Consider the following 12546-nt stretch of genomic DNA (forward strand, 5'->3'; position numbering starts at 1 on the left):
GCCAGGATCAAACTCTCATAAAAAAGATTGATTCGTTCAGAATTAACACTTGGCTAATTCATCCCTTTTTACTGTTTTAAAGGATCGTAATCAATTCGTTATCTCCCTGCGTACAGTTCGATAACCCGTTGAATACTTTCGATCGTTCAAACAAAAATTTATAAAACTTCATTTGAATTTTCGAGGATGTGTTTTACTGTTCAGTTGTCAATGTTCATGACAGGATCAGTGTTCTGTCGCATACATCGCAACATTCTGATCCAGCGGAGATGAAGAGATTTGAACTCTTGCGCCGCTATTAACGACCTACTCCCTTTCCAGGGGAGCCCCTTCGGCCAGCTTGGGTACATCTCCATTCTGCTCGAATATCTCGACCAATTAAATTGTACTGCAATGCCGCGTTAATATTTCTCGCGCGAACAAATGATATGTTAGCACAACACATTTGTTTTGGCAAGCACTTTTTTCATTATTTTCATTTTCTTTTTCCCAGGATCAAACGAAACATCCAACTCCTATCTTTTTGCAGAGTACCGCGTCCACAGCACACGAAACGGCGCATGGGCGTGGGGGAATGCCAAAACAAATCTTAAACGATTTTTATTAGTAGAGATACGTATTGGAAGATACCTCTTCCAGAACCTTAGCGGCTGTTTTACCGGTCTCTCAGATACAGCTTCGGGTCCGATCAACCGGCACATAATCCGGAATATCCGTTCCCGCATACCTGCTGATAAAAGACGCCAGAATGTGTCCGGTAAGCCCCCAGATTACTCCCATTTCGGTTCTGTAGAAATATACCAGGTGTTTTTTCGAATGCCACGGGTAATTCTTTCCATCGGGAATCAATTCAAAGGGAAAATCCTCGGATGGCTGCGTAACAACACGCGCCACGTAGGTTTCTGGTTTGTGCTCCCGGAACCAGTCAAGCGGAATCGTAAAGGTATGATCCACTTCATCGCCAGACCAGGTATTCTGATAATCACGAAGGGCTCCTACCACCGGCCACACCGGGGCACCCGCGGGACCCATCACCCCATCCATCTCACCAAGAATCTCAATCTGCCTGCTTCCGATCAGAAGCTCCTCCTTCGTCTCCCTCACTGCTGCCTGTACTGCATTTTCTCCTTTTTCAAACCGTCCTCCCGGGAAGCAGATTTCTCCCGGCTGTGCATGAAGAGAGGAAGCTCTTTTCTCAAACAAAATTCTGACCTCGCCGTGTTCTTCAAGCAGCGGAATCAGGACAGCCGACGTCTGCCGCATCGGATATTCGGGATATCCCGGAGTCCGGCCAAGAAATCTGTCCCGTATTTTTTTCTCTTCCTCGCTGATTATATTTTTCCCATCTCTACTCACGTTCTCTCCATCTCTGATTACATTCTCTCCATCTCTGATCACGTTCTCTTCCAATACATTCCTCCACTCTTGCATTCCCGGCAGTTTTTGTGCCAGAAATGCCACGGGTACACAGTCCCTCTGAGCCGGAATATCTACACAATACAAGAAACGGCACAATATGCACCAGTCTCAAAAAACATCAGAAATTGTATAAGCCCGGAAGCAATCTGCCTCCGGGCTTATAAGCGCAGCGTGAGGGATTCGAACCCCCGTGCCGTTTCCAGCAAACGGTTTTCAAGACCGCCTCGTTATGACCGCTTCGATAACGCTGCCTGCAAAATATGTATGACCTGCCGTTTCTCAACGACAGATCATACTATACCATACGATTTTGTATATTTCAACGGATATTTCAGCAATTCAGGTTTTTTTCTCCAGAAAACGCTCGGCAATATCAAGATCTTCCGGCGTAGTGATCTTTATATTAAAGTAATCTCCCTGGAATACATGCACGTCGCTGTTGCCCATCTCCTCCAGAACCATGGCGTCATCGGTGATTCCATCCTTATCAAACATCTGCAGGGTGTCGTATGCCTTCCGGATCAGATCGTATCGGAAAATCTGCGGAGTCTGCACGCTCCAGACCTTTGTCCGGATCGGAGTTTCCGATACGACGCCTTTTTCGTTCACAATCTTTATGGTGTCCTTAGCCTGCACCGCACAGACAGCAGTACCATACTGACGTGCCGTCTGATACCCCCGTTCGATGATGTCACCGGTAACAAAGGGACGGACGCCGTCATGTATAAAAACGTAATCCGCATCCACGCAGGCAAGCAGGCCGGCATAAACGGACTCGTAGCGCTCCGCCCCTCCGATCACCAGCCTGGATACCTTTGTGTATCCGTATTTCTCTACGATATTTTCCCGGACATAATCTGTCGTATCTTTTCCGACAACCAGAATGATCTCATCGATTCTCTGAGAATTCTGAAACACGTCCAGCGTATATGCCAGCAGAGGTCTTCCCTTAAGTTCCAGGAACTGTTTGGATACCTTTCCGCCCATCCTCCTGCCGCTCCCGGCGGCAACGATCACAGCCGTGCATTTTTCCAGATTTGCAGCCATATGATCTCCCCTCTCCGTGCGGGACTGCACATTTTTTAACATTCTTCTCTTGTCCGTGCGGGACTGCACATTTTTACATTTTTCTCTTGTTCGCGCGGGACTGCACATTTTTTTTACATTCTTCCCTTGTCCGTGCGGGCTGCGTGTGTTCAGCGCTTTTCCCCCGCCCCTGTGTCTTGCATGACTCCAGTTCACTTTCCCTCACCCGTGCGGGCTACATGTCTTCAATGTTTTTTCATCTTTCCCCGAGCTTGAGATTCGGCACGGCATTCAGGTCCCATCCGCTCCTCGCGCCCTTCTGGAATTCATAATATCCGGCAGCCGCGATCATTGCCGCATTGTCCGTACAATATACGGGTGACGGACGGTAAAACTTCATCCCGTTCTTTGCACAGGCCTTCTCCATCGCTGCGCGAAGCGCGGAGTTCGACGCCACACCGCCGGCTATCGCAAACTTTGTCACATGGTAATCTCTGGCGCCGCGCATAGCTGTGTCCACAAGTGAATCCACAACCGCCTGCTGAAACGATGCCGCGACATCCGCCTGATTCCACTCCTGATGCATCATCGTACACTTGTTCAGATAATTCAGGACCGCAGATTTCAGGCCGCTGAAGCTGAAATCATAGTCCGTCATCTCCTGATTCCCTCTGGCAAAGGTGAGCGAAGTCTTCCCCGTATCTGTGACATGAGACCTCGGGAATTCTATTGCGTGCGGATTTCCCTCTTTTGCCACCTTGTCAATCTTCGGTCCTCCCGGATATCCGAGGCCGATGGCTCTTGCCACCTTGTCAAACGCCTCGCCGGCTGCATCGTCTCTCGTCCTGCCGAGGATCTCGAATTCCCCGTAATCCTTCACGATGACAAGATGCGTATGTCCCCCGGAGATAATCTCGCACATAAACGGCGGTTCCAGGTCCGGATGCTCAATATAATTAGCGCTGACATGCCCTTCGATGTGATGCACGCCGATCAGTGGAATGTTCTTCGCGTAGGCGATTGCTTTTGCCTCCGCCACACCTACCAGGAGTGCCCCCACAAGACCCGGTCCATACGTCACAGCAATTGCACTGATATCATCCAGTGTCACCCCAGCATTCTTCAGCGCGAGACGAATGACCTGATTAATTTTCTCGATATGCTTCCGGGACGCAATCTCCGGGACTACGCCTCCGTATATGGTGTGGAGATCAATCTGTGAGGAAATCACATTTGACAGGACCTCCCGCCCGTTTCTGACAACAGCTGCGGCGGTCTCGTCACAGGAGCTTTCAATTCCAAGGATCAATGTATCTGACATATTCTTCTCCGTCATTTTCAATGCCCGGACCGGAAGCCGGGTTATTGGTTATTCCTCATCAAATTTCAGTTCTGCCGTTTTTCCGTCTTTTCCGAGCTCTGTCCGCGGAAAAACCTTCTGTACTTCTTTAATATACCACTCCGGATGCACCATGGACGGGGAAAAATGAGTAAGCCACATTTCTCCGGGATCTGCCTCTGCGGCGAGACCAGCCGCCTCATACATTGTCATGTGCTTATGCTCCCTGGCCTTCTGTTCTTTTTCCGGTTCTCCGTACATTCCCTCCAGAATCATCAGATCCGATCCCTCTCCGTGCTCCGCGATCTGCTTTACTGGTCTGGTATCTGTGCAGTACGTTACCTTAAGTCCTCTTCGCGGAGGTCCCAGAACCATGTCCGGCGTGTAAATGGTGCCGTCCTCCTCCATCGTCTCGCCCTTCTGCAGAGGATTCCAGAACTTCAGCGGTATATTTGCCGCTTTTGCCCTTGCTGCGTCAAACCTGCCTGCCCGTAGAATTTCTACGTTGTATCCGTAGCAGATCATATTGTGCTGAACTCGAAAAGCTGTGATACGGTAGCCGTGCAGCTCAAAAATCTGCTCCGGTTCAGTAATCTCAATCATTTCTATTTCAAACGGAAGCTCGGGCGCGATGACCCTCAATCCGCCGATGACCCGGTGCAGTCCCTTCGGTCCGATCAGCGTCAGCGGTTCCGTTCTGTCCGCATTGGCCATCGCAAGAAGGATTCCCGGCAGACCGCTGATGTGATCCGCGTGAAAATGCGTAAAACAGATGATATCAATCGGCTTAAAGCTCCATCCGTTCTCCTTCATCGAAATCTGTGTTCCTTCGCCACAGTCGATCAGCAGACAGCTTCCGTTATATCTCGTAAGCAGAGACGTCAGCCACCGTTTCGGAAGCGGCATCATCCCGCCGGTGCCCAGCAGACAAACATCTAACATGTAATAACCTCTTTTTCTGTAAAATCTGTATGTTAATGTACCACAACCCTTACGTTTTGCCAACGCAAGATTATTCTGAGGAGCAGAAAAAAAACGGAAACGGCGGCAACGAGATAAAACACGCTGCGCGAGTTTTATCTCGCTATCGCGACGCTCGCCGCACACGAATACTTCGCATTCGGCTGCGGCTCACAGTTCGCGTAAAAAAAATGAGCACCTACGTGCCACATACGCGTCACATAAGTGCTCAAATCATGTATTTTTTTCAGCGGATGGCATCCTTCATGCCTTTAACATAGCTGTAGATATATGGTGCGGCATCTTCTCCATATTTTGCCACAAGCCTGACAATTGCGCTCCCGACAATGACACCGTCCGCAATGGATGCCATTTCCTTCGCCTGCTCCGGCGTATTGATTCCGAACCCGATGGCCGCCGGAATCTCCGTGACCTCTTTGATGTGTCCGAGAATGGAACCGAGACCTGTCGTGATCTTCGATCTTACCCCGGTGACTCCCATGGACGATACAACGTAGATAAAGCCGCGCGCCTCGCCGGCAATCGTCCGGATTCTCTCCTCTGATGTCGGAGCAATCATGGAAATCACGTCGACGCCGTGCTTCGCGGCGATATCCGCGCACTCTCCCTTTTCTTCATATGGCATATCCGGGATGATGATTCCGCTGATCCCGACCTCTTCACAACGATTAAAAAATCTCTCATATCCGTAATAGAATACAATGTTCAGGTATGTCATGAATACAAGAGGCATATCTGTTTCCTTTCTCAGATCCGCCACCATATCAAAGACCGTATCCGTAGTGGTACCTGCCTCCAGAGACCGTAGATCCGCTTCCTGTATCACGACACCTTCCGCGATCGGATCCGAAAACGGAATGCCGATTTCGATCAGATCTGCCCCTGCCTTTTCCATCGTCAGGATAAATTCCTTCGTTTTTTCGATGGATGGGTCGCCTGCGGTGATAAATGGGATGAATGCCTTACCGTTTTTAAATGCATCTGTTATTTTTTTACTCATCGATATCCACTCCTCTGTACTTTGCAATAGATGCCACATCCTTGTCACCGCGTCCGGACAGGCAGATAATGATAATCTGATCCTTGTCCATGGTCGGAGCAAGCTTTCTCGCATAGGCCACCGCGTGTGCACTCTCAACGGCAGGTATTATTCCCTCCGTGCGTGAGAGGTACTCAAAGGCATCCACCGCCTCATCATCGGTCACCGGAACATAGTCGGCACGTCCGATACTTTTCAGATACGCATGCTCCGGCCCGATTCCCGGATAATCCAGGCCTGCGGAAATCGAGTACACCTTATCGATCTGTCCGTAATCGTTCTGGCAGAACAATGATTTCATTCCGTGGAAGACGCCGAGCTTGCCGACCGCCATAGTAGCCGCCGTTTCTCCCGTATCCACACCTCTTCCCGCTGCCTCGCAGCCGATCAGTCTGACGCTCTTATCCGGAATAAAGTTATAAAAGGCACCGATTGCGTTGGACCCGCCGCCGACGCAGGCCATCACGACATCGGGAAGTCGTCCTTCCTTTTCGAGGATCTGTTCCCTTGCTTCCTTTGAGATAACCGACTGGAAATCACGGACGATGGTCGGGAACGGATGCGGTCCCATGCAGGACCCGAGCACATAATGCGTGTCGTCCACGCGGCCTGCCCATTCGCGCATTGCTTCGTTAACAGCATCCTTCAGGACCATGGAGCCGCTTTTTACATGATGAACCTTCGCACCGAGAAGTTCCATCCGGTAGACGTTCAGCTTCTGCCTCTGGCAGTCGAGCTCTCCCATGAAGACCTCGCACTCCATGCCAAGCAGCGCAGCTACGGTAGCTGTTGCCACTCCATGCTGTCCGGCTCCGGTCTCTGCAATGACCCTTGTTTTTCCCATCTTCTTCGCGAGAAGCACCTGTCCCAGGCAGTTGTTAATCTTGTGGGCTCCCGTGTGGTTCAGATCTTCTCTTTTCAGATAGATCTTTGCTCCTCCGAGGTCCTTCGTCATTTTCTCCGCATAATAGAGGCGGGATGGACGGCCCGCATAATTCTTCATCAGCGAATCCAGTTCCGCCACGAATTCCGGATCATTCTTGTAATGGTTGTAAGCCTTCTCAAGATGAATCAGTTCATTCATCAGTGTTTCCGGAACATATTGTCCTCCAAATTCACCAAATCTTCCGTTTTGATTTGTCATTTTTTCCTCCAGTTCATAATATGAATATCGAATGGCTGTTTCCTGAAAAATCTGCCGCGCGGATTTACTCAGCGGCCGGAAAATCTATCCCGGCTGATCTGCGCAAGGATCTTCTGGTTAATTACACTCCGTAATCTTCTGTAAAATCTACCCCAACGGATCTACGCAGCAGCCGGTGCTGTCCTGCCTTCGCAGATTCTCAATTGCCCGGCGGATTTTTTCCGGGTCCTTTACCCAGTCTGTCTCCACGCCGCTGCTCAGATCCAGGCAATATGGCCGGAATCGTTCCGCCGCCCCACGGATGTTTTCCGGTGTGATGCCGCCGGCCAGAAAAAACGGCCGGCCGATATCCCGGATCAACTTCCAATCAAAACGCTTTCCGGTTCCGGCTCCGCTATCGAGCAGCACATAATCTGCGATACTTGCCTTTGCGCGAAGCATGTCCCTCTCCGACGAAATCTTGAACGCCTTGATCACAGGCACCAGGGTATCCTGAAAAATCATGACCTTCCGCAGCTGCCGGATGTAATATTCGTCCTCGTCTCCATGCAGCTGGACAGCATTGATAATTCCTTTTTTCAGGTATTCCGCGATATACTCATAGGGCTCATTCACAAAAACGCCACAGGCCGTGATCGAGGGATCCAGCATACCCCGAAGCTCCGCCGCCTGTTCCATCGGGATGTACCTCCAGAAACGGGAGGTACAGATGAAACCGATCGCATCCGGTCTCCAGCGGTTCGCCGCCCGGATATCCTCTTTCCTGCGCATTCCGCAGATTTTAATCTTGCACTGTTCCTTGCGCTCTTCCTTCAAATTTTCCTCCGTATTCGTGTATTTCTTTGCAAATGCTGCCGTAGAATCCCTTGCCTCAGCATTGGACATGTCAATCAAAATTTTTAATCTTACGAATATATTCCTGTCTCTTGAATATGTTTTTGTATCTTAAATATGTTTTTGTCTTTCGAACAGTTTCTTGTTATCTGACGGCACACTCCCGGCGAAGCAGGTCAAGCTCTGCTTTCTTGTCCGGGCTGCGCATCAGAGTCTCCCCGATCAGCACGGCATCTGTGCCGTTCCGGAATAGTTCTCCGACGTCCTCCGGGGTACAGATCCCGCTCTCGGACACATAGAGAACTCCCTTCGGTATCCGGTCTCTGAGCCTTACAGAGTTCCGGACATCAACCGTAAAATCCTTCAGATTCCGGTTATTTACACCGATGATCCGCGCTCCCGCACGCACTGCCGTCTCAACCTCCTGTTCATCGTGGGCTTCCACAAGCGCAGAGAGCCCAAGCTCCTCCGCGATCTCCCGAAATTCCCGGATCTGCTCCTCGCTCAGGATGGCACATATCAGAAGTACCGCTGAGGCTCCCATCACTCTGGCCTGCCAGATCATATATGGATCAATGGTGAAATCCTTTCGAAGAACCGGTATATGCACCTCAGCAGCGATGTCTTCCAGATACCTGTCACTGCCCAGAAAATAATCCGTCTCTGTCAGACAGGATATCGCGGACGCGCCCGCCGCCTCGTACTCTTTTGCGATTTTCAGATACGGAAAATCCGGCGCGATCAGTCCTTTTGACGGCGACGCCTTTTTGACCTCACAGATGAAGGACATCCCCGGTCGCGCAAGTGCCGCCTCAAAGGGGAATCCGCTATCCGCGTTCATGGACTCCGCCCGACGGCGAAGTTCCTCCGGAGGAATCTTTTTCTTTTGTTCCCGGATGCGGTTTCCTGTGGCTTCCGCCAGATCGTCTAATATCATATCATGTATCCTCCCTGTCCAGGCTGTTTCCTGAATCCGCGTTGTCTTTCTATAGTATATATCTTCTCTATCCCGGTTGCTTTTTGAATCCGCGTTGTTTTATTCATTGGATTCTCGGATATAAGCATCCAGAATTTTTTCTGCGCTCCCATTATCAATCTGTTCTGCGGCCTTCCGGATTCCCTCTTCGATGCTGTCAGCTTTTCCCGCGACATAGATTGCGGCTCCGGCATTCAGAAGCACCGCGTTTCTCTTTGTTCCCTGAATCTTTCCGCTCAGGATCTCCCTGGTGATGCGCGCGTTTTCCTCTGCGGTGCCTCCCAAAAGCTCCTCCTTTTTGCCGCGTGCCAGGCCGAACTGTTCCGGTGTGATGACCATCGACCTGTAGTATCCGTCACGGAGCTCACAGATTGTGGTCGGAGCGCTTGCGGAGATCTCATCCAGACGATCCTGCCCGTATACGACGAGCGCACGTTTTACGCCGAGTTTATCCAGTACCTTGGCAATCGGTTCCACCAGATACTCATCGTACACGCCGAGGAGGAAGTACTCCGGATTTGCCGGATTCGTTAGCGGCCCAAGAATATTAAATACAGTCCGGATGCCAAGCTCCTTGCGGATGCCTCCCACATATTTCATGGCTGTGTGATATTTCTGGGCGAAAAGGAAACACACTCCCACATCCTTCAAAAGCCGCAGCGCCTTCTCCGGATCCTGATTGATATCCGCTCCGAGCGCTTCCTGGCAGTCTGCAGTTCCGGAAAGTGAGGAAGCCGCGCGGTTTCCGTGCTTCGCGACCTTTACCCCGGCTGCCGCAATGACAAAGGCGCTCGTTGTGGATATATTAAAGGTATGGGACTTGTCGCCGCCTGTTCCCACAATCTCGAGGACCTCCATCCCGGGATGTCTGACCGGAGTCGCGTATTCTCTCATTGCCTGCGCACATCCGGAAATCTCATCGATCGTTTCTGCCTTTGCGGATTTTGTGGATAGTGCGGCAAGAAAAGCAGCATTCTGGGTCTGCGTCGTCTTTCCGCTCATGATCTCATTCATAACGGTATAGGCTTCGTCATAGGTAAGATCCTGTTTGTCTACAATTTTTTCAATAGCTTCTTTAATCATTTTCGTTCCTCCTATCCGGCTGCACTATTCTTCACTTCCTATGCTGCTCTGCTCCTCTTTGCTTTTCTATCTGGTTCCCCTATTCTTCGTATCTCTATGCCGTTTTGTTAATCTTCGCCATGTTCTTTTGCAGCGATTCCGCTGCTCGTCAGAAAATTGCGAAGCATCTGTTTTCCCTCCGGCGTCATAATCGATTCCGGGTGAAACTGCAATCCGTAAATTTTTCTTTCGATATCTGCTACTGCCATAACCTCCCCGTCGTCGGCCCTTGCGATTTCCCTGAGATGCGGCGGAAGCGTGTTCTCGATAACTGCCAGCGAATGATACCGCCCGACGGTCACCTCCTCCGGAAGCCCTGTAAAAATCGGTGCCGTCACGTCAAGCTTCACCCGGGACTGCTTACCGTGCATCAATTGTTTCGCATAAGAGATCACGGCGCCTGATGCTTCACAGATCGCCTGATGTCCGAGGCACACCCCGAGAATCGGCACCTCTCCTCCCATCTCTCTGACAACATCTTCGCAGACACCGGCATCCTTCGGCTTCCCGGGTCCCGGTGACAGGATGATGCAGTCCGGCTTCATGTCTCTGATTTCCCCGACGGTTTTTTCATTATTCCGAATCACCTGAATATCCGAATTCAGAGCGCCAATCAGCTGGTAAAGGTTATAAGAAAAACTATCGTAGTTATCAATTAACAGAATCATTCTTCTTCCTCCGCTTTCTCAAGAGCTTCTACAACAGCCCTTGCCTTGTTCCGGCATTCCTGATATTCCTTCTCGGGTACACTGTCTGCCACGATTCCGGCACCGGAGCGAACGAATACCTTCCCGTTCCGCTTATAAGCCAGTCGGATAGCGATGCAGACATCCAGGTTTCCCGTGAAATCCACATACCCGATTGCGCCGCCGTATATTCCTCTTTTGTCATGTTCCAGCTCATTGATCAGCTCGCAGGCCCGGAATTTCGGGGCTCCGGATAGCGTTCCTGCCGGAAGCACGGAATCTACCGCATCAACAGCCTGCCTGTCATCGCGAAGCTGTCCCTTTACCGCCGAGCCGATGTGCATGACGTGAGAATACTTCTCAATGCACATATATTTTTCGACCTCTACGGTTCCAAATTTACATAACCTTCCAAGATCATTCCGCCCGAGGTCCACCAGCATGTTGTGCTCCGCCCGCTCTTTTTCATCGGACAGAAGTTCCTTTTCAAGGCGCTGATCTTCCTGATCGTCGCGTCCTCTCGGCCTTGTTCCCGCCAGAGGAAATGTACGGATTTCCCCGTTTTCCACCTTCACGAGCGTTTCCGGAGAAGCGCCGGCAATTTCCACATCATCACCGGAAAAATAAAACATATAAGGAGACGGGTTTGTCGTTCTCAGAACACGATACGTATTCAGCAGGCTTCCCTCATATGCCGCCTTCATTGGATTTGAAAATACAAGCTGAAAAATATCCCCCTCCCGGATGTAATGTTTTATTTTTTCCACCTTCCCGGTGAACTCCTCCAGGGAGAGCTTCGGCTTCAGCGGCTCAAGCAGATGTCCCGCAGGCACTTTCTTCGGCTTCCCGTTCCGGATGATGTTCTCCATTTCATCGAGCTGCAAAATTGCCTTATTGTAATCGGTTTCCATGCACTCCGTGTGGATGTTGACAATCAGGAGAATCTTCTGGCGGAAATTATCATAGCAGATCAGCTTGTCAAACAGCATCAGGTTCACATCATCAAACCTGTCCTCATCCGGCGCGTCCAGCTTCAGCTCCGGTTCTCCGTACTGTATATAATCGTAGGAAAAATAGCCCACCAGTCCTCCGGTCAGTGTGGGAAGCCCGGGAATCCGGGGTGATCTGTTCTCATGAATAATCTGTTTGATGTAGATGCCCGGGTGAGCGGTCTCCATCCTGATTTTGCCCCCGGCATTCACGGTTAGGATATGATCCTTACAGGAAATCTCCATCGACGGATCAAATCCAAGGAACGTATATCTGCCCCACTGACGGCTGTCCTCTACACTTTCCAGAAGAAAACAGTGCGTACTGACATTCTGCAGAGCTCTCAGCGTTTCCACCGGGGTCCGGATGTCAGAGAGAATCTCTCTCGTCACCGGAATTCGCTTGTAATCACCTGATGATGCAATCCTCTTCACTTCTTCGAACGATGTCTGCTTCATAGCCTTCCCTCCGTAATCAAATTCCCTGATACCGCTTACGTATGCACCGAGTCGTTTACACCTGGCTGCATGCCCCAGGTCTCCTTCAATTTTTTCGCCGCACACGAATACTTCGCATTCGGCTGCGGCTCACTGTTCGCGTAAATAATAAACCCGCCCATGACAGATTTTCTTCTGTCAAGGGCGGGTATAATCGTACAGTTTCGATTCCCGTGGTGCCACCTTGTATTTGTGTCTCCACACACTCATGAGATACCATCATATCTCCGGCATGTAACGTATGCCCTGCGTCAGAAGCTACTTATACCATGACCCGTTTTATGATCCCGGTATTTTCACCCTGCCCTCAGTGGTCCATTTACGGATCAGCGTCCTGCCCGGCTCGCACCTCCCCGGGCTCTCTGTGAGTGCCCCATCCGCTTTATCTCCACTTCATCGGTTTAAACTGATGTAGTCTTAAATTATGTTGATATTAAACCACGTTTCACAGCTTCTGTCAAGAAAACTTTCTGAGAAATTCCCACCATTTGGC

General features: G+C 50.5%; 12 protein-coding genes and 2 tRNA genes. All 14 read right to left on the reverse strand.

The window, feature by feature from the left end; genetic code table 11:
• Positions 1–264: 264 nt before the first annotated feature.
• The 14 genes from ACTQ1O_RS12740 to ACTQ1O_RS12805 all read right to left on the reverse strand — a co-directional run bounded on the left by ACTQ1O_RS12740 (position 265) and on the right by ACTQ1O_RS12805 (position 12175).
• A tRNA-Ser gene (locus ACTQ1O_RS12740) sits at positions 265–354 on the reverse strand.
• 312 nt (positions 355–666) lie between these two features.
• Complete coding sequence (locus ACTQ1O_RS12745) at positions 667–1410, reverse strand: NUDIX hydrolase (RefSeq protein ID WP_441487582.1); 744 nt, start codon at positions 1408–1410, stop codon at positions 667–669.
• 174 nt (positions 1411–1584) lie between these two features.
• Positions 1585–1670: transfer RNA gene (locus tag ACTQ1O_RS12750), tRNA-Ser, on the reverse strand.
• A gap of 88 nt (positions 1671–1758) precedes the next feature.
• Positions 1759–2466, reverse strand: a complete 708-nt coding sequence (ispD, locus tag ACTQ1O_RS12755; RefSeq protein WP_441475906.1) for a 2-C-methyl-D-erythritol 4-phosphate cytidylyltransferase — start codon at positions 2464–2466, stop codon at positions 1759–1761.
• Between the two features lie 235 nt (positions 2467–2701).
• A complete protein-coding gene (gene tsaD / locus ACTQ1O_RS12760; RefSeq protein ID WP_441487583.1) occupies positions 2702–3781 on the reverse strand; it encodes a tRNA (adenosine(37)-N6)-threonylcarbamoyltransferase complex transferase subunit TsaD in 1080 nt (359 codons plus the stop codon).
• Positions 3782–3814: 33 nt separating this feature from the next.
• On the reverse strand, positions 3815–4726 hold the full coding sequence (locus tag ACTQ1O_RS12765) for a ribonuclease Z (RefSeq protein ID WP_441487584.1): 912 nt from the start codon (positions 4724–4726) through the stop codon (positions 3815–3817).
• A gap of 265 nt (positions 4727–4991) precedes the next feature.
• Positions 4992–5765: a tryptophan synthase subunit alpha gene (trpA, locus tag ACTQ1O_RS12770; RefSeq protein ID WP_441487585.1), complete on the reverse strand. Its 774-nt coding sequence runs from the start codon at positions 5763–5765 to the stop codon at positions 4992–4994.
• Complete coding sequence (gene trpB, locus ACTQ1O_RS12775; RefSeq protein WP_441487586.1) at positions 5758–6948, reverse strand: tryptophan synthase subunit beta; 1191 nt, start codon at positions 6946–6948, stop codon at positions 5758–5760. Before trpB ends, trpA begins: the two co-directional genes overlap by 8 nt.
• Positions 6949–7095: 147 nt before the next feature.
• On the reverse strand, positions 7096–7833 hold the full coding sequence (locus tag ACTQ1O_RS12780; protein ID WP_441487623.1) for a phosphoribosylanthranilate isomerase: 738 nt from the start codon (positions 7831–7833) through the stop codon (positions 7096–7098).
• 94 nt (positions 7834–7927) lie between these two features.
• Complete coding sequence (gene trpC / locus ACTQ1O_RS12785) at positions 7928–8719, reverse strand: indole-3-glycerol phosphate synthase TrpC (protein ID WP_441487587.1); 792 nt, start codon at positions 8717–8719, stop codon at positions 7928–7930.
• Between the two features lie 99 nt (positions 8720–8818).
• Positions 8819–9841 carry an anthranilate phosphoribosyltransferase gene (gene trpD / locus ACTQ1O_RS12790; RefSeq protein ID WP_441487588.1) on the reverse strand — a complete coding sequence of 341 codons (1023 nt, stop codon included), beginning with the start codon at positions 9839–9841 and terminating at the stop codon, positions 8819–8821.
• A 107-nt stretch (positions 9842–9948) separates the two neighbouring features.
• The gene (locus ACTQ1O_RS12795; RefSeq protein WP_441487589.1) at positions 9949–10548 is read right to left on the reverse strand and encodes an anthranilate synthase component II; all 600 of its coding nucleotides are present in this window, start codon (positions 10546–10548) and stop codon (positions 9949–9951) included.
• Positions 10545–12014, reverse strand: coding sequence for an anthranilate synthase component I (gene trpE / locus ACTQ1O_RS12800; protein WP_441099782.1), 1470 nt, complete (start codon positions 12012–12014; stop codon positions 10545–10547). The genes ACTQ1O_RS12795 and trpE overlap by 4 nt, the downstream gene beginning before the upstream one ends.
• Before the next feature lie 35 nt (positions 12015–12049).
• Positions 12050–12175, reverse strand: coding sequence for a hypothetical protein (locus ACTQ1O_RS12805; RefSeq protein ID WP_441487590.1), 126 nt, complete (start codon positions 12173–12175; stop codon positions 12050–12052).
• Positions 12176–12546: the final 371 nt, after the last annotated feature.

Origin of the sequence: Bilifractor sp. LCP21S3_A7 (genome assembly GCF_052118825.1) — a bacterium.
Classification (GTDB): Bacteria; Bacillota; Clostridia; order Lachnospirales; family Lachnospiraceae; genus Bilifractor.